General features: G+C 60.5%; 24 protein-coding genes, 1 tRNA gene and 1 pseudogene. 12 read left to right on the top strand and 14 right to left on the bottom strand.

The features are described from left to right. Positions 1-43 precede the first annotated feature (43 nt). From MUN84_RS09630 to MUN84_RS09645, 5 genes are all read left to right on the top strand, one after another. Positions 44-1162, top strand: a complete 1119-nt coding sequence (locus tag MUN84_RS09630) for an NAD(P)/FAD-dependent oxidoreductase (RefSeq protein WP_244697813.1) — start codon at positions 44-46, stop codon at positions 1160-1162. 112 nt (positions 1163-1274) lie between these two features. Then, entirely contained in the window at positions 1275-1940 is a 666-nt protein-coding gene (locus MUN84_RS23720; protein WP_317239163.1) for a hypothetical protein, read from the top strand. A 1-nt stretch (position 1941) separates the two neighbouring features. Then, complete coding sequence (locus MUN84_RS23725; RefSeq protein ID WP_317239164.1) at positions 1942-2451, top strand: 3-oxoacyl-[acyl-carrier-protein] synthase III C-terminal domain-containing protein; 510 nt, start codon at positions 1942-1944, stop codon at positions 2449-2451. Positions 2452-2500: 49 nt separating this feature from the next. Continuing rightward, positions 2501-2698, top strand: coding sequence for a hypothetical protein (locus MUN84_RS09640; protein ID WP_244697814.1), 198 nt, complete (start codon positions 2501-2503; stop codon positions 2696-2698). Next, positions 2680-3210 carry a methyltransferase domain-containing protein gene (locus tag MUN84_RS09645; RefSeq protein ID WP_244697816.1) on the top strand — a complete coding sequence of 177 codons (531 nt, stop codon included), beginning with the start codon at positions 2680-2682 and terminating at the stop codon, positions 3208-3210. Before MUN84_RS09640 ends, MUN84_RS09645 begins: the two co-directional genes overlap by 19 nt. Before the next feature lie 163 nt (positions 3211-3373). Here MUN84_RS09645 and MUN84_RS09650 read toward each other — a convergent pair. Together MUN84_RS09650 and MUN84_RS09655 are read right to left on the bottom strand one after the other, a co-directional pair. Beyond that, positions 3374-4279: pseudogene (locus MUN84_RS09650) on the bottom strand (histone deacetylase). Positions 4280-4388: 109 nt separating this feature from the next. After that, positions 4389-4463, bottom strand: a tRNA-Val gene (locus MUN84_RS09655). 288 nt (positions 4464-4751) lie between these two features. Here MUN84_RS09655 and MUN84_RS09660 point away from each other — a divergent pair. Together MUN84_RS09660 and MUN84_RS09665 are read left to right on the top strand one after the other, a co-directional pair. Continuing rightward, on the top strand, positions 4752-5381 hold the full coding sequence (locus tag MUN84_RS09660; protein WP_262920708.1) for a porin family protein: 630 nt from the start codon (positions 4752-4754) through the stop codon (positions 5379-5381). Between the two features lie 86 nt (positions 5382-5467). Next, positions 5468-5980, top strand: a complete 513-nt coding sequence (locus tag MUN84_RS09665) for a DUF6992 family protein (RefSeq protein ID WP_244697820.1) — start codon at positions 5468-5470, stop codon at positions 5978-5980. 162 nt (positions 5981-6142) lie between these two features. On the opposite strand, the gene MUN84_RS09670 is transcribed toward MUN84_RS09665, so the two are convergent. The 6 genes from MUN84_RS09670 to MUN84_RS09695 form a co-directional block, all read right to left on the bottom strand. Next, positions 6143-6700, bottom strand: a complete 558-nt coding sequence (locus MUN84_RS09670; RefSeq protein WP_244697821.1) for a type 1 glutamine amidotransferase domain-containing protein — start codon at positions 6698-6700, stop codon at positions 6143-6145. A 111-nt stretch (positions 6701-6811) separates the two neighbouring features. Next, positions 6812-7330, bottom strand: coding sequence for an acyl-CoA thioesterase (locus MUN84_RS09675; RefSeq protein ID WP_244697822.1), 519 nt, complete (start codon positions 7328-7330; stop codon positions 6812-6814). Between the two features lie 69 nt (positions 7331-7399). Beyond that, positions 7400-8515: a DUF3616 domain-containing protein gene (locus MUN84_RS09680; protein ID WP_244697823.1), complete on the bottom strand. Its 1116-nt coding sequence runs from the start codon at positions 8513-8515 to the stop codon at positions 7400-7402. A 281-nt stretch (positions 8516-8796) separates the two neighbouring features. Further along, positions 8797-9213 (bottom strand): hypothetical protein, encoded by a 417-nt coding sequence (locus MUN84_RS09685; protein ID WP_244697827.1) that lies wholly within the window; start codon positions 9211-9213, stop codon positions 8797-8799. Between the two features lie 58 nt (positions 9214-9271). Next, positions 9272-11332, bottom strand: a complete 2061-nt coding sequence (locus MUN84_RS09690) for an FAD-dependent oxidoreductase (protein WP_244697828.1) — start codon at positions 11330-11332, stop codon at positions 9272-9274. Between the two features lie 330 nt (positions 11333-11662). Then, positions 11663-13126: an aldehyde dehydrogenase family protein gene (locus MUN84_RS09695; protein WP_244697829.1), complete on the bottom strand. Its 1464-nt coding sequence runs from the start codon at positions 13124-13126 to the stop codon at positions 11663-11665. Between the two features lie 84 nt (positions 13127-13210). Here MUN84_RS09695 and MUN84_RS09700 point away from each other — a divergent pair, with 84 nt between their 5' ends. The 3 genes from MUN84_RS09700 to MUN84_RS09710 all read left to right on the top strand — a co-directional run bounded on the left by MUN84_RS09700 (position 13211) and on the right by MUN84_RS09710 (position 14605). Further along, complete coding sequence (locus tag MUN84_RS09700) at positions 13211-13729, top strand: DinB family protein (RefSeq protein WP_244697830.1); 519 nt, start codon at positions 13211-13213, stop codon at positions 13727-13729. Between the two features lie 68 nt (positions 13730-13797). After that, the gene (gene bla, locus MUN84_RS09705; RefSeq protein ID WP_244697834.1) at positions 13798-14409 is read left to right on the top strand and encodes a metallo-beta-lactamase; all 612 of its coding nucleotides are present in this window, start codon (positions 13798-13800) and stop codon (positions 14407-14409) included. 28 nt (positions 14410-14437) lie between these two features. After that, positions 14438-14605 (top strand): hypothetical protein, encoded by a 168-nt coding sequence (locus MUN84_RS09710; RefSeq protein ID WP_244697835.1) that lies wholly within the window; start codon positions 14438-14440, stop codon positions 14603-14605. Positions 14606-14621: 16 nt separating this feature from the next. Here the strand turns inward: MUN84_RS09710 and MUN84_RS09715 are convergent, their stop codons facing one another. The 5 genes from MUN84_RS09715 to MUN84_RS09735 all read right to left on the bottom strand — a co-directional run bounded on the left by MUN84_RS09715 (position 14622) and on the right by MUN84_RS09735 (position 17162). Next, on the bottom strand, positions 14622-15122 hold the full coding sequence (locus MUN84_RS09715; protein WP_244697838.1) for a hypothetical protein: 501 nt from the start codon (positions 15120-15122) through the stop codon (positions 14622-14624). A 224-nt stretch (positions 15123-15346) separates the two neighbouring features. Further along, entirely contained in the window at positions 15347-15598 is a 252-nt protein-coding gene (locus MUN84_RS09720; RefSeq protein WP_244697840.1) for a hypothetical protein, read from the bottom strand. Further along, positions 15598-15945: a hypothetical protein gene (locus tag MUN84_RS09725; RefSeq protein WP_244697842.1), complete on the bottom strand. Its 348-nt coding sequence runs from the start codon at positions 15943-15945 to the stop codon at positions 15598-15600. Before MUN84_RS09725 ends, MUN84_RS09720 begins: the two co-directional genes overlap by 1 nt. Further along, positions 15903-16484, bottom strand: a complete 582-nt coding sequence (locus tag MUN84_RS09730; protein ID WP_244697844.1) for a hypothetical protein — start codon at positions 16482-16484, stop codon at positions 15903-15905. Before MUN84_RS09730 ends, MUN84_RS09725 begins: the two co-directional genes overlap by 43 nt. A gap of 312 nt (positions 16485-16796) precedes the next feature. Next, entirely contained in the window at positions 16797-17162 is a 366-nt protein-coding gene (locus MUN84_RS09735; protein ID WP_244697846.1) for a hypothetical protein, read from the bottom strand. Between the two features lie 267 nt (positions 17163-17429). On the opposite strand from MUN84_RS09735, the gene MUN84_RS09740 reads away from it, so the two are divergent. Beyond that, positions 17430-18209, top strand: coding sequence for a helix-turn-helix domain-containing protein (locus MUN84_RS09740; RefSeq protein WP_244697847.1), 780 nt, complete (start codon positions 17430-17432; stop codon positions 18207-18209). A gap of 237 nt (positions 18210-18446) precedes the next feature. Beyond that, positions 18447-19559 (top strand): lytic polysaccharide monooxygenase, encoded by a 1113-nt coding sequence (locus tag MUN84_RS09745; RefSeq protein WP_244697849.1) that lies wholly within the window; start codon positions 18447-18449, stop codon positions 19557-19559. A 77-nt stretch (positions 19560-19636) separates the two neighbouring features. Here MUN84_RS09745 and MUN84_RS09750 read toward each other — a convergent pair whose 3' ends face one another. Further along, a complete protein-coding gene (locus MUN84_RS09750; RefSeq protein ID WP_244697851.1) occupies positions 19637-20323 on the bottom strand; it encodes a T-complex 10 C-terminal domain-containing protein in 687 nt (228 codons plus the stop codon). Between the last annotated feature and the right edge of the window lie 22 nt (positions 20324-20345).

Consider the following 20345-nt stretch of genomic DNA (forward strand, 5'->3'; position numbering starts at 1 on the left):
GCGTCTTTATCTTCGCTCTCACCCTTTTACCCGATGAAATAAGTTGGACGTTGTCATTATTGGGGGCGGTTTGGGCGGGCTCTGTGCGGCCCTTGACTTGCGCCAGCGCGGGCACGCCGTGACGCTGGTGGAGCGCCAGCGCTACCCGTTTCACCGGGTGTGCGGCGAGTACATTTCCAACGAGGTGCTACCCTACCTGCGCCGCCTCGGCCTTAACCTCCTGGCGCTGGCTCCCGCTCAGCTTACCCACTTTCAGCTCAGCTCCCCGGCCGGCCGCGTGCTCTCGGTGCCGCTTGATTTGGGCGGCTTCGGCATTAGCCGCTACCAGCTGGATGCTTTTCTGTGCGAGGCAGCCGTGGCGGCCGGCGTTACCGTGCTCCAGCAGACTACCGCCATGAGCGTTGAATATGATGAAGCTGCTCGCGAGCATACCGTAACGCTGGCGGGCGGGCAGGTGCTTACGGCTCGGGTGGTGCTGGGGGCCTATGGCAAGCGCAGCAGCCTTGACCGGCAGTTGCAGCGGCCATTTTTCAGCCAACGCTCGCCTTATTTGGGAGTGAAGTACCACCTGCGCTACCCTTCCATGCCTCGCCACCTAATTGCCCTGCACAATTTTGCTGATGGCTACGCGGGCATTTCGGCTGTGGAGCAGGACCGGTACTGCTTCTGCTACCTTACTACCCGCCGCAACTTGAAGGCGCACGGCAGCATTCCGCAAATGGAGGCCGAAGTGCTGGCCCGCAACCCCCACCTGCAGCACATTCTGGCGCACGCGGAGTTTCTGTACCCGCAGCCGGAAGTCATCAACGAAATTTCCTTTGCCCCCAAAACCTGCGTGGAGAACCACGTGCTGCTGCTCGGCGACGCCGCCGGGCTTATCACGCCCCTGTGTGGCAACGGCATGGCCATAGCTATTCACGGGGCCCAGCTAGCCGCCACCCGCACCGATGCGTTTCTGCGGGGGCAGCTTACGCGCCCGGCCCTGGAGGCGGCTTATCACCACGACTGGCACCAGCACTTCGGGCCGCGCCTGCGGGTGGGGCGAGCGGTGCAGCAGTTATTCGGGCAGCCGTTGCTGAGCGAGGCCGCCGTGGCGGGGCTGCGGCTCTGGCCTGGGGCGGTGCGAGCCCTCATGCGCCGCACCCATGGCCGGGGGTTTTAACCGGCAGTACGCCCCTGCTACATCCAGCCAAGCGGACTTGCGCGTACACGTTTCTGAATCAACCCCAAAATAACGAACAGCACCCAGGGGGTATTTTGCGTAAACTGCACTGATGAGTAGCTACCTGTGTGCCATTGGCACGGCCAATCCGCCCCACCGCATCCCTCAACTTCAAATTGCTGACTTCATGGCGGGCGCACTGCAGCTCGATGAAGCCGGTACGCGCAAACTGCGGGCTCTGTACCGCGTCTCGGGCATCGGGCAGCGCTACACCGTACTTCCCGACTACGGCCGCACCAATGGCAGTTACGAGTTTTTCGCTAATACCCTTGATCTTGAACCCTTTCCCTCGGTGGGGCAGCGCATGGCCGAGTACCGGCGGCAGGCCTTGCCGCTGTCCGTGCAAGCCGCTCAGGACTGCTTGAGCCAGGTGCCGGAGGTAGCTATGGGTAGCATTACCCACCTAATTACCGTGAGTTGCACCGGCATGTACGCGCCAGGCCTGGACATTGAGCTGGTGGCGGCCCTGCAGCTACCCTCCCACGTGCAACGTACCTGCGTAAACTTTATGGGCTGCTACGCCGCCGTGAATGCCCTAAAGCTGGCCGATGCCTTTTGCCGGGCCAACGAGGAGGCGCGGGTGCTGGTGGTGTGCACCGAGCTTTGCACCCTCCATTTCCAGAAAAGCACCGAGGAAGACCACTTGGTTTCTAATGCCTTGTTCGGGATGGGTCGGCGGCGGTATTGGTGCAGGCCCGGCCCGGGTGGTAGGCCCTAGCTTGGCTCTCACGGCCTTTCACTGCGGACTGGAGCCCGACGGGCACGCCGACATGGCCTGGCACATCAACGACTTTGGCTTCGAAATGACCTTGTCATCCTACGTGCCCCGCATGATTAAGCAGGGCATTGGGCGGCTTACGGCGGGCTTGCTGGCTGATTTGCCGGTGCAGTTAGCCGACATTCGAGCTTTTGCCATTCACCCAGGCGGCCGCAAAATTCTGGAGTCGATTGAGCAGGCCCTGGGGCTGACTACCCACGACAACCGCTTTGCTTACCAAGTACTGCGCAACTACGGCAATATGTCCTCCGCGACGGTGCTGTTCGTGATGCGGGAGTTGCTGCGCACCCTCACGCCCGCCGATACTGGCGCCCCGGTGCTAAGTTTTGCCTTTGGCCCTGGCCTAACGCTGGAAGCCATGCTCCTGACCGTCGCCTGGGGCGCGGAGCTCCCGCTAGAAATTCAGCGCAACGCTGAGCAGCTGGAAAACGCGGCTATTTTGCCGGCCTAGCACACACGTGGCCTGGCCTCACCTTGTTTTTCTTGTCTTACTGCTACCTATGCCTGATTTCCGCGTCCGTGCCACGGAAGAAGAGCTGATGGACGACCTGAGCCTGGCCACCGAGGAGCTTCGGCAAAACCTGGACGAGCTGGAAACTATTAACACGTGGCTGGGCGGTTACGCCCCGGTGCTGAATGCCCTGGCCCGGCTGCGCCCCCACTTCCCCCAGGCCGCCCCTTGCGCCTGGCCGACGTAGGCAGCGGCGGCGGCGACACCCTACGCCAGATTGCGCGCTGGGCCCGCCAACAGGGCGTGGCCGTGGAGCTGACTGGCGTAGATGCCAACCCGTTTATGCTGGACTACGCCGCCGCCCGCAGCACCCAGTACCCCGAAATCCGGTATCAGCAGGCCGATATTTTCTCCCCCGAATTTCAGCAGCAGCCCTTCGATATCGTAACGGCCAGCCTTTTCTGCCACCACTTCCCCGATGAGCAGCTCACCCAGCTGCTGCAGCGGTGGCAGCAGCAGGCCAGCCTGGCCGTCGTCATCAACGACCTGCACCGCCACCCGCTAGCCTACTACAGTATTCGCTGGCTCACGCGGCTGCTAGGCGGCTCCCGCCTCGTGCGCCACGATGCACCCCTGTCCGTGGCCCGCGCCTTCACCCGCCCCGACTGGCAGCAGCTACTTGCCCAAGCCGGCATCATACACTACCACCTGCGCTGGCGCTGGGCTTTCCGCTGGCAGGTGATGGTGGTGAAGCGGTGATTCAATGATTCCGTGAGTAAGTAAACCCATCTGTCATCCTGCGCTGGCGAAGAACCTTATCATGTCAGCACGACAATCGGTACAACGACATGTTCACGCGTGATAAGGTCCTTCGCCAGCGCAGGATGACAACAGGCCGCTAGAAGGGCAAACTCACTCACCACTACACCCATAGGTTGGCTGCTACCCGGAAGGTGTTGGCGTGGGCGTCTACGATGTCGGCGATGCGGGGGAGTAGCCACCGCCCATGCACACCACAACTGGCAGGCTGTGGGCATGGCATAAGCCCAGCACGTATTCGTCGCGGCGGCGGCACCCGTCGCGGGTTAGGGCCAAGTGGCCGAGCTTGTCGGTAGCCAGCACATCAACGCCACTGAGGTAGAACACAAAATCGGGTTGGTGCTGATCTAGGAGGCGAGGCAAGGTAGCATGCAGCTGGCGGAGGTAGGCGGCATCGTCGGTGCCATCGGGTAGGGCTAGGTCCAGGTCCGATTGCTCTTTACGGTGGGGGTAATTGCGGGCCCGTGCATGCTGAAGGTGAACACCCGTGTTTCCTGCTGGAAGATGCGGGCCGTGCCGTTGCCCTGATGCACATCCAAGTCCACGATGAGCACCCGCCCTACCCCAGTTCTGGGTGGGCCAGCAGGTAGGCTGCCGCCGCGGCCTGGTCGTTGAGCAGGCAAAATCCTTCACCCCGGTCTCGGAAGGCATGGTGGGTGCCGCCGGCAATATTTAGCGCTACCCCGTGCTGCAAGGCCCGCCGGGCGCACTCCAGCGTACCGCCCAGAATGCACGTTTCGCGGGCAATCAGCGCCGAGCTCCAAGGAAAGCCAGTGGCGCGCTCCTCCTGCCGCGTAAGTTCCCCAGCCCGAAGCCGGTGGTAGTACTCAGGGTCGTGCACCCGCAGCACATCTTCGGCAGGCGGAGAGGAAGGTGAGAAAAAGACACTTTCCGCCACAATGCCTTCCCGGAGCAGCTGCTCCGGGAGGAGCTCGTACTTGAGCATTGGGAAGCGGTGGTTGGCCGGCAGCGGGTGAGCGTAGAGCGGGGCCCAGGCAATAGAAATCATATGCTGCGAACCTACGCGAGCCGCCGCACAAACGGGCACGTATGGCTGGCCTCACACAAAAATAACCGCCCGTAAAGGCGGTTATTTTCGGATTCGGGTGGCTTTGACGTGGGGCGTACTGGGCTCGAACCAGTGACCCCTACCTTGTCGAGGTAGTGCTCTGAACCAACTGAGCTAACACCCCGGCAAAACCTATTGGCGGCGGCCGTAAAGGGTCAAAGGTAGGTTTTTGCAAAAGATAATCCTTCCTGGCAACGTACAAAATTTCCGCTTTCCCTACGCTGGTGCTGTAACCTTCTGAGCCGCCGTAAGTATAGCGGCTTACTGATGTTGCTTTGGCTACGGCCGGCAGCGCTTTCTTCGGCTACATCTCTCTCCACCCCATGAAAAAACTTGCACTCCTTGCCGCCGGCTGCGCCCTGAGCGCCTCGGCTATGGCCCAAACTCCGACTGAAGCTCCCGGGTAAGCGGCCTGCGCTCCTCCACCGATTACGCCCCCGGTACGGGCAGCGACTCGCGCAACAACGGTTTCGGCATTAAAGTAGGCTTGAATTCGGCCCACGTACGCGGCGACGAAAAAAAGAACTACGGCGACGTCGGCACCTATAAGAACTTCCACGCCGGGGCATACGCCCAGTTTGGTTTCAACGATAAGTTCTCGGTGCAGCCGGAAATCCTTTATACCCGTCAGGGGTTCGAGGGTAGCTCCGCCGCTCGCAACAACACCGGCACATACTTCACGCGCCTTGATTACGTGCAGGTACCGGTGCTGCTGGTGTACAACTTCCTTGACAACGTCAGTGTGCACGTAGGCCCCCAGGTTTCCCTGCTCACGAAAGTGCGTGAAGGCGGCCAGGAGCGGAAAATTGCTGATGAAAACGACGCTAGCGGCAACCCTATCTACGGCTATAGCTACAGCAGCCTCGACTATGGGCTGGCTGCGGGCCTGGAAGCTCGGGTGGGTCCGGCCCGCGTGGGCGGCCGTTACGTAGCAGGCTTCAACGATATTATCAAAGATCCAACCCGCGCTGGCACCCAGGCCATTGACAACATCAAGAACGGTGCGTTTCAGGTGTATGTAGGCATTGGCATTTCCAACTAGCCCGGCGTCTTCTTGTTCCTAAAAAAGGAAGCTCCTCGGGGCTTCCTTTTTTGTTGCTAGTGCTCATCAGAGTCCCCATTTCTGCCATGATACTATTTGCGGCTACCGCAGCGCTGCCCGCCATTAATCAAGCCCGTGAGCTGCTGGTTGAGCGCGGTATGGCCGTGCTTGGCACGTGGGCCCTGCTGAACTTGGTGGTGAGTGGCTACCACGTTTCCCGCACGGATGCCCGCTCCGAAGCCCACCACTTCCACCTGATGAACGTGGCCTGGAACGTGGTAAATGCCCTGCTAGCTGTGTGGGGAATTTTGCAGGCGCACCCGCAGCAGGCAGCAGGCTTATCCCTTGCCGCTAGCCTGAGCGCCCAGTTCAGTTTCGAGAAAATTCTGCTCTTCAATGCCGGCCTGGATGTAGCCTACCTTTGCATAGGCAGCTGGTTGCGCGCCCGCGCTGCTAGCGCCCACGCCTCTCGTCCCGAGCGCCTGGCGGGCTTTGGTCGCGCGTTGTGGCTGCAGGGTGGCTTTCTGCTTTTTTTCGATGTAGGTTTCTACTTTGTCTATCACCAGTACGCCACCGATTTGTTGCAGTTCGTGCAGTGAATTGGGTTAGGGAGTAACGCAATTGCTGGTGAACAGATGGGCGGGCTGGCTTTATAAGGAGTGTAACCAGCTTCTGATCTGGAAAATATAGAGTTGCTCACAAGCCAAACAGCCTCGCTACCAGGAGTAGCGAGGCTGTTTCGATAAGGCAATGTGTTAGCCCTAGTTCTTTCCGACGAGTGCTTCCTTGATCTTGTCGTTGAAGTTGGGAATGTCCTGGGGGTTGCGGCTAGTGATAATGTTGCCATCCACAACTACCGTTTCATCAATCCAGCGGCCGCCGGCATTCTTGATGTCGGTTTTCAGGCTGGGCCAGCTGGTGAGCTGCTTGCCGCGCACCACGTCGGCCTCGATTAGGGTCCAGGGGCCGTGGCAGATGGCGGCCACGGGCTTGCCTGAGCGCACAAACTCACCGATAAAGCTAATTACTTCGGGCTCCGTGCGGAGCACGTCGGGGTTCATCTGGCCGCCGGGCAGTACCAAGGCATCATACTCGGCCACCTTCACGTCGCCAATCACCTTGTCTACCTCTACCTTATCGCCCCAATCTTTCTCGTCCCAGCCTTTAATGGAGCCGCTTTTCAAGGAAATGACGTGCGTTTCGGCGCCTTCGCCTTCCAAAAACTTCTTGGGCTTTTCTAGCTCCGACTGCTCAAAGCCATCGGTGGCAACAATGGCTATTTTCTTGCCTTTCAGGTCGTTGCTTCCAAAAATACTCATGGTAATGCACAGGTTTATACGATTGAAAAACCCGCCCTACGCGACGTAAGGCGGGTTTTGATGTAACGGACCAACGCAGGGAGGGTTGGCGCATTATTTTGGCCTTACGGCTTAGTCGTGCTCGTTTCGTTCCCGCTTGAGCTGCTTGCGCAACCGCCGCACTCGCTCGTCAAAGCCATCGGGGTCGTAGCTGGCATCTTCCACGTCCAGCTCTTCGAGCATGTCCATGAGGTTGTCGGGGTGTTCGGTGCGGGTGCCGCCAGGCACTTTCACAAACGCCATTTCTGACCATAGAACGGCTTTCAGGCGCTGGCCGTCCTCGCTGAGCATCTGCATTTCCACCACTAAGTTGGAGTTGTCGTAGTGGATCAGTTGGGTCCGAATTCGCACTAGCTCGGCGTGGTTGGCGGGCCGTAGGTAAGCCAAGTAGTGCTTGGTAATCACCCACCCGGCGCCCAGCTCGCGGGTTATTTGCCCCAGGTTCAGGGCGTAGTGCTGCATGGTGTGCTCCTCGCGGGCGTTCAGGAAATAGTCAAGGTAGCGGGCGTTATTCAGGTGGCCCAGCATGTCACAGTCCTGAAACTGAATGCGGTGGGTAGTTTCGGGCGTTTGAACCAGGGAAGAAGCCATGAGAAGAAATAGCGAGTTAGCAGGCGCAAGGTAGAAAGCACCCGGGCGGAGCTAGTTAGGGCTGCTGCTTTAGGTAGTCTGGGCTTGCACCTTTACCCGGTCGGCTAGCACGTGGTGGGCGGCCGGCTTGCGGGCATCAGCGGGACTGTCGAACACAATGAGCACGTGTTCTGAGTCTAGCAGCGCCATACCTTCGGCCTTGTCCTGGCTGGCGGTTGGCCCGAAGCCGTGGGGCACATCAAACAGGCGCTCCAGCTTATCGGGCCCCACGAGGCTATCCTGGGGGCAGCGCAGCGCTTCGGGCCAGCGGTACACGGCAATGGTGCCATCCAAGTCCATGGTCGGGCCGGCCAGTAGCAGTAGGTCGGGGCCGCACTGACGGAGCTCCCGCACGCCCATGCCACCCAGAGCCAGGAAATGCTTTTTGTAGTACAGCTCCGTGGCACCCGGCAGCTCACTCAGGCGCAGGCGGCCGTGCTTGTCTTCGCGGGGTAGCACCTCCAGCACCATGGCCCAGCCGCGCAACACCGGCCCGCGCAACCCCACAAACAGTCGCCCATCAGGCGCTGCCGCCAGCCCCTCAATGTCAAAGCCGTTGTCTTTGCCGGGAATATCGAGGAAGGGCTTGAGGTGGGCGTCTTTGGCGAGCAGGTCGCGCAGGTCGTTGGAGTCATCGGAGGAGCGGAGTTGGGCCGCCCGAAGCGTTTGGGTAGGGTCGGTGGGGTGCGGGGCCTCGCGGAAGAGCTCGTAGTTACCGGTGGTGGGGTTGAGCAACATGGGCACCCGGGCCAACAGGTAGCGGTTTGCCTCCGACTTCACTTGCGTAAGACGGGCAATTTCCTTGGCGTGGTCTTCGCCTTCGGCATCGGCTTTTTTGCGCGCCAGGCTGTGAGAGCCCACAATCCAGAGGTAATAGTCGCCTTCCGCTAACCCCTCAATATCAATCTCTTCCGTTTTATCCGAAGGCAAATCAAGTAGTTCCGACAGCTCGTAGGAGCAATGTTCGCCAAACTCCTGGGGGCCAGTTCGACGCAGGCGCTCAATGGAGGTCCGTTCGTCGCAGCTCAGCCACAGGTTGTCGCCGGTACACAAAGCCGACGAAAGCCCGTCGCGGACGTGCTTACCAGAAGCGTTAAGGCTGTGCTTCGGGTTGAAATGAAGAGTATAAGGCTGGCGACGGACCATGAAAGCAGGGTTAAGGAGCAGATGTCAGTGGCAAACGCACCGGACCGCGTAAGGTTGAGGCACCGCTGAAGTGGAATGGTGAGGTAGTGAATGAATACGTTGTCTTGGCGAGCAGCGCGAGGCCATCGTTCTTCTCTTTTGTGACAGGCCTTCTAACAAGCCAAACCCCTACTTCCAGCGCGGAGGTAAGGGCTTGTTGTACCTAGAAGGGTAGTACGCTGGCCAGAATGAACGGCAGCGTGCCGCTCACCGGGGCAACTCACTCATTTACCATCTCACTGCTACTGCGCTTTGCGGGCCTGCATTTGGGCTTGCACTTGGCGCTGCTTGGCTTTGAGCTGCTTGTATTGCGTGACGGTGAGGATGGTTTGCAGCTCTTGGTCGGAGGCGGCGTTGATGCGCTTGAGCTCGGCCATGAGGGCTGGGCGGTTGCTGCTGAGGCGCTGCTGGGCGGCGTTGGCTTGCTCAGCGGTGTTCGTGAACACGGCCCGCACCTTGCGGCGCTGTTCCCCGGTAAGGTTCAGTTCTTCGGTGAGTACGTCGGTCAGGTCGCGGGCGGCGGAGGAGGCCACTACCGGCGCGGGAGCTGCCACCGGCGCCGATTTGGCGGTGGGAATGGTAGCGTTGTGACGGCGGGCGCAACTGGCGAGCAGGCTAGCGGCCAGCACAAGGGACAGGGTGAAGCGGGAGGCAGACATAAGCGCGGGGAGAAAGGCGTGTGCTTTCCCTACGCGAAAAATGTGCCGACGGCTATGTTCAGCCTATTCCTGCTGCTGCCACTGCCGGCCGCCAAACTACTTCGGCCCGCAGGCTTTCCTTTAGATGCTGGGCCGTGTGATGCGCCAAGGCCATAATCGTGAGCATGGGGTTTACGCCGCTGCAGGCCGGAAAGGCGGAGGCATCGGCTACAAACAAGTGCGGCACGTCATGGAGCTCCCCGCTGGGGCTGGTGGGGTGGGTAGCAGCTTGCCCACCCATGCGGCAGGTGCTCATTTGGTGGGCGCTGTACAGGCCAAACTGGTTGGACTTCCAGCTCAGGTAGGGCAAGCCGGCCAGCACCTCGGGGTTGCGCAAGCGGCCGTTCTCGGCGTGCAGAGTAGGTAGGGTGCCGTGGGGTAGCAGCACCGTGTGAGCCCCGGCCGCTACGTGCACCTCGGCGGCGGCCCGCACGCCTTGCAGCAGGTGGTTTCGGTCGTACTCGCTGAGAGTGTAGTCGATTAGGGGCATGCCGTGCTTGTCGATGGTTACCCGGCCCCCGTCCCGGTCGCGGGTCAGCACGATGAAGGAGCCCAGGTGGGCGGCCTGCTGCATCAGGGCCTTGTGCTGGCGCCCCGAGCACCAAGGCAACACCATGGCCATCAGGCCCGGATGGGCCGGCGGAGTTTCCAGCTTCACCCCGAAGTTGCTACCCCCCAGGCGCGTGAAGCTGTCATTCACCACCGACATCATGGGGCCGTGCCAGGGCGCCATAGCCTGGGCGTACAAGCCGGAAACGGCTACCGTGGGATGCAAATGCAAGTGCTGGCCCAGATGGGGGTGGCGCAGGCCGCTACGCAAGAGCAAGGCCGGCGTCTGAACGGAGCCCCCGGCCACTACCACCCGTTTAGCGCGTACCGTTACCCGTATCGTGCGGCCCTCGGGGGTAGTGTGTGTGGCTTCCGCGCCGCTGGCCCGCCCCTGCGTTATCGTTACCCTCGACACGCAAGTGTTGCACAGCAGGCGGGCTCCGTGTTCGAAGGCCGTTTGCAGGTAGGTGTTCAGGGTGCCTTGTTTAATGCCGTGCCGGTCGCCGAAACCACTGTAGCCCAGGCCGCAGAAGTGCGCTTCCGATTCGCTCAGCCCCTTTTCATTACGCGGAATCAGCTTCACGTCGTGGCCCAGGACCTGGGAGCCATTCCAAAGCGCCTGATTCTGGCCGTTATGGCGAACATAATCAGTATTGACGCTCAGGGCCGCGCTTACGGCATCCAGGCTCCGGGCAAAATCGGGGCTGGTGAAGTGGGGCACGTGGTGCTCCTGGGCCCACTCCTCCAGCACATAATCGGGGGTGCGGAAGGCGCCGGCCCAGTTTACGGTGGTACCGCCACCCAGGCAGGAGCCGGCCAGCAGGGCCAGGCCGCCATCCTGGGTGCTCAAGGCGCCGCGGGCATCATACAAGGCCCCGAGCATGTCCACCTCGCGCTGGGTAAAGTCGGGCCCGTGGAAGTAGGGTCCTTTTTCCAGAACCAGCACCTCATGCCCAGCGGCGGCCAGCTCGCCGGCTACTACCCCGCCGCCGGCCCCACTCCCTATCACCAGCACCTCACAGTCGTAGTGCACCTCGTCGTGGGTGGGGTACAGGAGTTGGATGGGCTTTTCGGGCGCTACTGTGGGGTCCGGCACCTGGGGGCCGGGGTAGCCGATGTGCTCCCACACGAAGTTGCCCTGCTCGGCCGTGGAGCCCCCGTAAAACAGAAATACGAACAGTTTCCGCAGGGCGTGAAAGCCTTTGCGCAACTGGGGCACGTTGCTGGCCGCCCAGCTCTGCAGCAGTTTCTCGCGCTGCTCCGGGGCCAGCCGGGCAAACGGCCGCAGGGGCCCGAACCACGTTAGGCCCAGCGTGGGCGTGTTCAGCAATTGCAGCAGATGCAGAAATTCTTGCCGGGCGCTGGCAGGCTGGGCCTCCAGCACCAGCGCAATTTTGCTTAAATTAACTCCTGCTGAACCGCTCCGCTCCCAGTACGCCGCATCAGCAGAAGGTTGGGGCGCCGGCAGGCTAGGAATAAATGTATCAGCAAGCGCGCGCAGGGTAGCGCACTGGGCATCGGTGAACTGCATAAGAAGGCAAATCGAGCAGGCTGCTCCGGCGCAACTAAGAGAATCCGGGGCCCTAAAAGTTCGGCATTTTTCCCCAGAAATACTCGGCTTGCATACGAAAGGCGAAGTGGAGACTGGGTAATTAAGTGCATGGGTGAAATGATGTATCGTCGTGGCGGGCGAAGCGCAGCTATCCTTCCTCTCCTTTGCTCGAAACCTGGTAATGTATAATGTAACAAGCCCCTGACGTCAGCACAGACGTCAAGGGCTTATCATATCTGGAAGGGTTGTCACGAGGAGAGGAAGGATGGCTTCGCGCCGCTCGCCATGACACTGCCTCACCATTTCACCTCAGAGCCACTTTACTAGCCAATTCACTAGCTTTTTGACTTGGGGAGTATAAGGCGGGTAGATGGGTTTGAGGCCCGTGCGGCCTACGCGCTGCTTCAGCACCGACTTCTCGTTGCTAAAGGCCTGGAAGCCAGCCAGGCCGTGGGCCCGGCCCAGGCCGCTGTTGCCCAGCCCGCCAAAGGGTAGCTCGGGGTGGCCCAGGTGCAGAATCGTTTCATTAACGCAAGCGCCGCCGGCGGGAATGTTCTGGAGCAGGTAGCGCTGATGCTCAGCATTTTGGGTAAACACGTACAAAGCCAGCGGGTGCGGGCGGGAGTTCACCTCGTCTACGGCTTCCATGAGAGTGCGGAAGGTGCGCACCGGCAGCAACGGTCCGAAAATTTCTTCCTGCATGGCCCGGCTGCCTGTTGGCACATCTACCAGCACGGTGGGCTCCATAAAGCGCTGCGAAGCATCCGTTTGCCCACCCAGCGCCACGGTGGCACCTTGGGTCTGCGCCTCGGCCAGCAGCCCCGCTACCCGGGCAAAATGGTGGTCGTTTACGATGCGGGCAAACGACTTGGAGGCCTCTATGCCCTCGCCGGAGGGGTTGTAGAAGCGCTGCACTACCGCCCGAATCTCCTCAATCAGCTGGTCGCGGACGGCTTCGTGCACCAGCAGGTAGTCGGGGGCTACGCAGGTTTGGCCGGCGTTGATGCCCTTGCCCCACACGATTTTCTCGGCGGCATCGCGCAAATCGGCTGTGTCGTCTACCACGGCGGGGCTTTTGCCGCCCAGCTCCAGGGTCACGCTGGTCAGGTGCTCGGCAGCGGCCCGCATCACCACTTTTCCTACCTGCGGACTGCCCGTGAAAAAGATATGGTTGAAGGGTAGCGCAAGCAGTTCGGTGGCTACTTCCTTGTCGCCTTGCACTACCGTCACCTCGGCCGGGTCAAACAGCTCCTGGCACATGCGCGCGAGCAAGGCCGCTACCGTTGGCGTCATTTCGGAAGGCTTGATGATGCAGCAGTTGCCGGCTGCCAGCGCCGATACGAGCGGGTCAAGGGCCAGGTAGAAGGGGTAGTTCCAGGGCGCTATAATCAGGCACACGCCTTTGGGCTCGTACTGCACCCAGCCGCGCGTGCCTACCAATGACAGCGGCGTCCCAACTTTGCGCGGCTGGGCCCAGTGGCGCAAGTGGCGCAACGTGTGCTTTAGCTCCGTTTGCGTCGACCAGATTTCGGTAACGTCGGTTTCGGCGGCGGGCTTGCGAAAATCGGCGTAGAGCGCCTGCTGAATGGCGGCGCGGTTTTCCGTTATCCAGGCGCTGAGCTTGCGCAGCCGTCCCGCACGGGTTTCCACTGATTCGCGGCGCAAGGCCTCCGCCCGAGCTTGCTGCCGCCTGAAAAGGGCCGTTACGGCCGAGTTTTCAATGATTGGTGAGGAAGTAGGCGCAAGCGGAACCGTAGCGGCGGGAGCAGTCATGGACGAGCGAAACAAGTGGCGAGGCAGCGAAAGAAATTAAAAGTCTCTGATACTCACCATAGTTCCAATCTTATCCTGCCATCTTTGCGCCAGTACCCAAGCATGGAAAGTGTAAGCACTTGGTTTTCTTTTCCTTACTCCGCCCTGATGATGGAAGCAGTTTGTGAGCGTTTGCGTGAGCTTTTGGAGGTAACAAGCCAGCATCTTTCCACCTGCTCGGAGCAGGAGCTAGCCGAGGCGCCCTCGCCGGGCCGCTGGTCGCGCAAGGAAATTTTGGGACACCTCATTGACTCGGCTGCCAACAACCACCGCCGTTTTGTGCTGGCCCTCATTAGCCCCGAGCCCCTGCTGGTGCAGTCATATGACCAGGATGCCTGGGTACGGGTAGCGGACTACCAGAACGCGCCCACGGACGAGCTGCTGCACCTATGGACCAGCTACAACCGGCAGCTGATTCGACTGCTGGAGCGGGTGCCGGCCACAGCCCACGAGTTTCGGTGCCAGCTCGACGACGGGTACACTGTGACGCTAGGTTGGCTGATTGAGGACTACGCGGTTCATTTGGAACACCACGTCCAGCAGATTCTGGACCTGACTCCCTGATAGAAAACGGCAGCGGGCACTTTTTTCGGACGCGCGGGCGTTAGCGGAACTTGTCTTGTTCGTTTTTGATGTTTCTAGCCTCTTTTCTCGCTTCAGCCGGTTGCCGCTGGCTGCTGGCTACCCTGTTTCTGCAGGTTGCCAGCCTGGCGCAAGCTAGCCCCAAGCGTCCCCTGCCCGCCCTCCGAGTACGCGCCGTGGCACCCCAGGTGTTTGTTCATACTTCCTACCACATGTACCCAGGCACTACTACGGCAGTGCCCTCCAACGGCCTGATTGTGCAAACCAGCAAAGGCGCGGTGCTGATTGACACGGCCTGGGACCCGGAGCAAACGCTGCTGTTGTTGCGCTGGATTGCCGACAGCCTGCACCAGCGGGTGCGCCTGGTCGTACTCACGCACGCCCACGACGACCGAACCGGCGGACTGGCTGTGCTTCAGGCCAATGGCATCAAGGTGTACAGCACCCCGCTCACGGCCCGGCGCTTCCGGCAGTTGCACCCTCAGTCCCAACCTCCCACCGCCGCCCTGAAACCCTACACCCTAATCCGGGCCGGCCGCACACGCTTGGAGTTGTTTTTTCCGGGCCCCGCCCACACCCCGACAACCTGGTGGCCTGGTTGCCCCGCCACAAAGTGCTGTTTGCCGGTTGCTTGGTCCGGGAGCAGGCGGCCAATTCCCTAGGCAACCTCGATGATGCGCTGCCGGCCCGGTGGCCCGCCACGCTGCGCAACGTGGCCGGGCGCTACCCCAGGCCCGGGTGGTAGTGCCCGGCCACGGACAGTGGGGCGGAACAGAGCTATTAACGCACACGGCGGAGCTACTTCGCGAAGCCGCCCGCCGCAAGCCACCCACTGCCCTGCGTGATGCCGGGCCTTGAGGAGGCAAGGGCAAAATCAGGAGTGCACTAGGCCTCGGCAGGGGCACTTGCGCCGCCGCACACGCAGGTGCATGGGCTGTTGCTTCCAGCAGGGCCAATCGGCGTCGGAGGTGGCAACTTCTGAGTTGGTGAGCCAATCCAGGGCGGCGGGCAGCTCCGTAAAGTACTGCACCTCATAGGGTAAGTGCTCCTGGGTAGAAGTCCAGAGGATGCTTTCCACCACTATCATATTGTAGGTATTGGTGGGCAGCAGCAAAGCCAGCCGCTGCAGCCCACATTGTCGCAGCCGGGGTAGCCAACTGGTTTGCAGCCACTGCTGCACCTGCTGGTTTAGGGGAGGCAGGGGCCGTAGGTCGAGCAGCAACTGTTGGGCCTGGTAGCGGCGCACGGCCTTCAGGAGCCGGGTGAGCAGGCGCGGCAGGTCATCCATGTTATCCGGCTGCTGCCACCAGAACCGGAGCAGCGAATGCCGAACGTTGTAGCGAAAAGTTAAGTGGGGAGCGTCCTCCTTTTCCATGATTTGGGTAAGCGTAGCTAATCGTAATGGTACTGTAGGGAAGATACGATGCTACCCCAGGTACCCGATTTACCTTTTCGCTCACAACCCTCATTTACCCGATGAACCCCAGGCCGCTTTCTGCCAGTGCCCCCGTTTCCTCGACCAAATGCAAGGCCCCTACTCCCGGCTACGTTTCACGCCGGCAACAGCTCCCCACGGCCCATTATGGGAAGTTAGCCAGACTACTTCCGCTTCTTTTTCAGGTAAGCACGGGCTTCGTTGAAGGCTTCCGACTTGCGCTCCGCTTTCTGCTGCACTTCCTTGTAGTAGCGTGTAGCGGCCGCCACATCTTTCTGCTTATCAGAAATCCGGCCCAGGTTGAGTAGGGAGTACAAGTAGAAACCCTGCTTGGTGTCGTTGGTGCTTTCGGCAAACACAATGCAGCGCTGGTAGTACTCCTTGGCTTTCGTCAGGTCCTTGTACTGATTTTGCATCAGGCTGCCGAGAAAAAACGTGGCGTAGCGCCCACTGATAGCCTCGTAGCCAGGCTGGCCCGGTTAATCTTGTCCAGAATATCCCGGCTTACCCGCTCACACTCGTTCAGGTCGCCTACCTGGTAGCTCATCAGCGCATAAAAGCGCTGAAAATAGCCATTGTCGGGGAAGGCCGTAGCCATGGTACGAGCCAGCGCCAGGGCCTCATCGGGCTTGTTTTCTTGGTTTTGCAGAATTTTCATCAGGAAAACCCGCGCCTCAGTGCCCGTATAGAAGCCGTTGGCAGCCACGCTACGGAGCTGGGCTAGGCCCAGCTTTTTGTTGCCCTTCGGGAAGAATAGCAACACGGGCCGCAGCAGCGGGTAATTATCCGAAATCCAGGGGCGTAGTAATTAATCAGAGCCTGCCCGAATAGAAACTCCGGGCTCAGGCCATTGGCTTCCTGGCTTTTCTCCAGGTAGGCCAGGGCATTCTTGCTGGCGAAAGTGGCCTTGCGCCAGTTATGCCGCTCGGCGTTCAGGCGGGCCGAAAACCCGTAGGCAGCCGAGAGGAAAAAGCAGGCCTCGTAGTTTTTATTGTCGCGCTTATACAGAGCCTCCCCCCTGGTAATGGCCGTGTCCATGTAGGCCAGAAACACCTTATCGTACTGCTGGGAAGTGATATTAGAGGGCATGATCTTCCACCACGTCGTCAGGCCCAGCAGGAAGTAGGGCATGGGGTGGTTGGGGTAGCGACGACGCAGGCTGCGGAACTGCCGCTCGGCCCGGTCGTGCTTGAAGTTGTAGATATTCTGCACGGCCCCGTCCAGCTCGGTCTGGATGTCCTTGTCGAGCAGCAGCCAGCCGGAAATATCAACGGCGGCGGGCGCTACATCTACGTTGGACAAATTAATCTGACGGGCCGGGCGAGTGGTGTCGGGCCGCTGCGCCCACGCCCCAGGGAGAGTAGCAGCAGGCAGCCAAGCAAGTATAGGCGCATAAAGGACAACTTGGAACCCTAAGTATAGGGAAAAAGAGCGGAGCCTGACTGTCGGGCCCCACGTTCCGGCACCCTCATACGTGTGCAAACAAAAAAAAGAGGCTGAAGCTCCCACAGCCTCAACCTCTTTTTGCGTTTTCCGGGTGCCAAAGGTGCCCGGGAAACGGCCAGCGGCTAAAATTCCCACCCAAAGCCGCTGGATGTCTGATGCGAAAGTAGCCTAGCGGCTGCCTTCGGGCTGGTGCTCGCGCAACCAGCTGTATGCCGTGTACTGACCAGGCGTAAACACCCGGGCCAGCGCTGTATCGTATTCGTTTTCTAGTTCGGCCATTGTTTTACCCTCCAGCAAACGTCCCTCACTTACTGCCGCTACCAGTCCGGGCTTTACGGCCAGTTGGTCAAGTTGTTGCAAGTACTTGCGGGTGCTTTTTTCAACTGCCTGCCGCTGCAAACGGCTTAGGTGCAGCTCGCGAGTGAGGTAGTTGGTCAGGTTGCTGGTACGCTGCTCCACCGAGCCGCGTCCGGCCGGCAACGACAACCGAGCGGCCTGCGCGAAGTGGGCACCCACCACCAACAGGAGTAGCATTGCAAATGCCAGAACGTAGGTGTGGAAGGCCTTCATAGAACAAGCAGCGTGATTTGAGTTTGCAAGGTCGGCACAAAGAGCCCGTACTGGCTACTGCCAGGTTCGCCTTTTTTGATGCTATATTGACCGCAAGTGTTAACTTCACGTTCCCACTCCGCCATCCTGGCACCACCACCCTGTGAAGTTACAATTCGAACCCATTCATCCTACGGTAGATAGCTCGTTTACTCTGCTACACTACACTCAGGTAGGCAAAGCTGAGCTACTTTGGCACTACCACCCGAGTACGAGCTGGTGTACATTCCGCGGGGCCACGGCCGGCGCCACATTGGCCAGCACATTTCCCGCTTCGAAGACGGGGAGCTGGTGCTCATCGGGCCAGATCTGCCCCATCTTACCTTTAGCTACGGCCACCCGGCGGGCACCCCGTTCGAGGAAATTGTGGTGCAGCTGCGGGGCGACTTTTTGGGCACCGACTTCTGGAACAAGCCCGAAATGGCGGCTATTCGCCAGCTGCTGGCCCGCTCCCACGAAGGCTTATCGTTTCGGGGCGGTACCCGCACGGCCGTGGGCCCGGCCCTGCGCCAGCTCCTGAACGCGCCACCTTTTATGCGCCTGCTGCTCTTGCTGCAAGTACTGCAGGAACTGGCCCAGGCCCCTGCCAACGACTGTTTGCCCCTGCACGCGGGCACCGGCGGCCAGGGCCTGAGCGGCAAGGAGCAGCAACGCCTGAGCCGGGTATATCAGTTTGTGGAGCAGCACTACCAGCGCGCCACCCTCTCGGTGCAGGAAGTGGCCGACGTGGCCCACCTCTCGGTACCGGCTTTCTGCCGTTACTTTAAGAAGATGACCCGTCACACCCTCACCGACTTCCTGCAGGAATACCGCGTGGGCCAGGCCTGCCGCCTGCTACTCGACGATGACTTGGCCGTGACGGAGGTGTGTTACTCTTGCGGCTTCAACAACCTTTCCCACTTCAATAAAACTTTCCGCAAATACACCGGCCAAAGCCCCACCGAATACCGCCGCCAGCGCATGGGCAAGTAGGTGGAGTTGCGAAAAGGTGAGGTTGTGAAGTTGCGAAATGGTGAGATGGCAAAGGACCTTATCACCTCAGTGCGGCAAGCGTTGTTACGACTCGTTCTGGTGTGGTAAGGTCCTTTGCCAGCTTAGGATGACGTACTGCTGTATGCTGCTTCACTCATGCACAACTTCACTCCCTCACCGTTGGGAACGTATGGCGGGGGAAGCGTGTCTAGCAGGTGAATGTCTGCTTTGCTGAATATGAATTTGTTGCGCGCGTGGGGTAAGGAGCGGGTGGCGGGAGTATTGCTTGGGCTCCTGCTGCTGATGGGTGCTCAGCCACCTACCGCTGATAAGCCGCTGGTATTACTCCCGGCCACTGCTTCCTTTACTCCTACCCTGTTCACCATCAAGCAGGTGCGCGATGAGCGTCCCGGTCGGCCGGCCGTGGCTTGGCTGCTGCCGCCTACCCCGCCTGCTGCCGCCAGCCCGACCCGGGCGGTGGAGCTGCAGGGAGGCACCGAAGCGGCTCTGCGCCAGTTCGTGGCCCGGACGCTGCCGGCCCGCCCGGCGCGCTACGGGGTAACCATGCGGGTGCGTGAGTGCCGGGTGCAGGAAACCGCCGCTGGTACTGGCCAGGCCGCGGGCCAGATCAGCCTGCACTTGACCTTCGACTGGGTGAACCCGGAGGGCCGCACAATTACGCTGACTGAGTACCGCGGTGGGGCCCGCTACTTGCGCCCACTCTCTGATAGGGCCGTAGTGGAGCCTACCTTGCGGCAGGCACTGCTGGGCAGCTTGACCTACTTTAACACTTGGCTAACCCGCGCGGCCGCCCACGATGTGCGGCTGGCGACGGCCGTGCACCCTACCTTCCGCTACTACACCCGCCAAACCGAGGCTGATACGGTGTTTTATGACTCAGCCCGGCCCCTGACCTGGGCTGACTTTACGGGCCAGCCCCGGCCCAAAGGCCGCTACGCAGCTTCCGTGTTTCCGAGCTTCGCTTACCAGGGCCGGCCGCGGGTAGTGAATGGGGTAGTGGAGCTGGAAATGATTCTGAAAATTTTCGTAGTCCGCAGCTCGTCCTGGGTTGATGCCGGCCAGCAAACGACCGAGCACCTGAACCACGAGCAGCGTCACTTTGATATTGTGCGGCTGGTAGCCGAACGGTTTCGTCGCAAGGCTACCCCCGACAGCCTCACGGTAGAAGATTACAACAGCATCCTACAGCTGCAGTACCTGAAGTCTTTCACCGAAATGAACCACATCCAAGAGCAGTACGACGCTGAAACGCACGGCAGCCCGCTGGCTCAGGAACGCTGGAACCACCGCATCGACGAGGAACTGCGTCAGTACGGCATCATACGGTAAGGCGCTAGTTATAAGTCACAAAAAAGCCCGCTTCCTGAACTGGAAGCGGGCTTTTTTGTGATTTAAAGGGTAGTAGCCTAGCGCTTTACTTTCACCTCACCGTCGTCGGCGTCGCGCTTTACTTTGGTGCCGTTGCGGTACTCTACTTTGGTGTCGCCGTCTTTATCGACTTTCACCGTTTTGCCGTTGGAGTACACGATTTTTGTTTCGCCGTTGGCCTTCTTATCGTACTTCACGATGGACGGGCCGCGGCGCCGGGCCGGGGTTTCCTCCCGCTCCGTAGTGGTCGTGATGGTGGCGTTGCTGTAGGGCGTGCCGGCGTAGTAGCTGTTGCGGTTTTCTTGGTAGGTGCGGTACTGGGCGGGGTCGGTAATGTAGGTACGTACCTCCCGGTCGGTGTCGTCGTTTACTTGGCGCAGGGCAGCGTACCGGCCGGTCGTGTCGGTGGTGTAGCGGGTGTTGACTTCGTTGAGGCGGCGGCCGCGGGTGTAGTAGGTTTTCTCAACGCGGGTCACCACCACGGTATCGGTCAGGCGCAGGTCCTGGGCGATGCGGTCGGCGAGGCGGTCGGCCTCGGTGCGGTAAGCGGCCGTGTCGCCATCAGCCGTGGCCGTGGCGTCGGTGGTCATGGTTTCGTCGCGGACAACCACGGCGGTGTCGGCGGAAGGAGTAGTGGCCGCATCCACGGCGGCTTGTTTGTCGCGGTTACAGGATGCCACCAGTAGGCTGGTTGCCGCGGAAAGGAAAAGCAAGGACTTATTCATAGAGGGAGAAGTTCAGTCAGAA

Origin of the sequence: Hymenobacter sp. 5516J-16 (assembly GCF_022919335.1) — a bacterium.
GTDB lineage: Bacteria > Bacteroidota > Bacteroidia > Cytophagales > Hymenobacteraceae > Hymenobacter > Hymenobacter sublimis.

What these genes read in the sequence shown, in the direction of transcription:
- MUN84_RS23720 (WP_317239163.1), top strand. Translation starts at nt 1,275, where the DNA reads ATGAGTAGCTACCTGTGTGCCATTGGCACGGCCAATCCGCCCCACCGC.
- MUN84_RS09640 (WP_244697814.1), top strand. Translation starts at nt 2,501, where the DNA reads ATGCCTGATTTCCGCGTCCGTGCCACGGAAGAAGAGCTGATGGACGAC.
- MUN84_RS09665 (WP_244697820.1), top strand. Translation starts at nt 5,468, where the DNA reads ATGATACTATTTGCGGCTACCGCAGCGCTGCCCGCCATTAATCAAGCC.
- MUN84_RS09670 (WP_244697821.1), bottom strand. Translation starts at nt 6,700, where the DNA reads ATGAGTATTTTTGGAAGCAACGACCTGAAAGGCAAGAAAATAGCCATT.
- MUN84_RS09675 (WP_244697822.1), bottom strand. Translation starts at nt 7,330, where the DNA reads ATGGCTTCTTCCCTGGTTCAAACGCCCGAAACTACCCACCGCATTCAG.
- MUN84_RS09680 (WP_244697823.1), bottom strand. Translation starts at nt 8,515, where the DNA reads ATGGTCCGTCGCCAGCCTTATACTCTTCATTTCAACCCGAAGCACAGC.
- MUN84_RS09685 (WP_244697827.1), bottom strand. Translation starts at nt 9,213, where the DNA reads ATGTCTGCCTCCCGCTTCACCCTGTCCCTTGTGCTGGCCGCTAGCCTG.
- MUN84_RS09690 (WP_244697828.1), bottom strand. Translation starts at nt 11,332, where the DNA reads ATGCAGTTCACCGATGCCCAGTGCGCTACCCTGCGCGCGCTTGCTGAT.
- MUN84_RS09695 (WP_244697829.1), bottom strand. Translation starts at nt 13,126, where the DNA reads ATGACTGCTCCCGCCGCTACGGTTCCGCTTGCGCCTACTTCCTCACCA.
- bla (WP_244697834.1), top strand. Translation starts at nt 13,798, where the DNA reads ATGTTTCTAGCCTCTTTTCTCGCTTCAGCCGGTTGCCGCTGGCTGCTG.
- MUN84_RS09715 (WP_244697838.1), bottom strand. Translation starts at nt 15,122, where the DNA reads ATGGAAAAGGAGGACGCTCCCCACTTAACTTTTCGCTACAACGTTCGG.
- MUN84_RS09720 (WP_244697840.1), bottom strand. Translation starts at nt 15,598, where the DNA reads ATGCAAAATCAGTACAAGGACCTGACGAAAGCCAAGGAGTACTACCAG.
- MUN84_RS09735 (WP_244697846.1), bottom strand. Translation starts at nt 17,162, where the DNA reads ATGCTACTCCTGTTGGTGGTGGGTGCCCACTTCGCGCAGGCCGCTCGG.
- MUN84_RS09745 (WP_244697849.1), top strand. Translation starts at nt 18,447, where the DNA reads ATGAATTTGTTGCGCGCGTGGGGTAAGGAGCGGGTGGCGGGAGTATTG.
- MUN84_RS09750 (WP_244697851.1), bottom strand. Translation starts at nt 20,323, where the DNA reads ATGAATAAGTCCTTGCTTTTCCTTTCCGCGGCAACCAGCCTACTGGTG.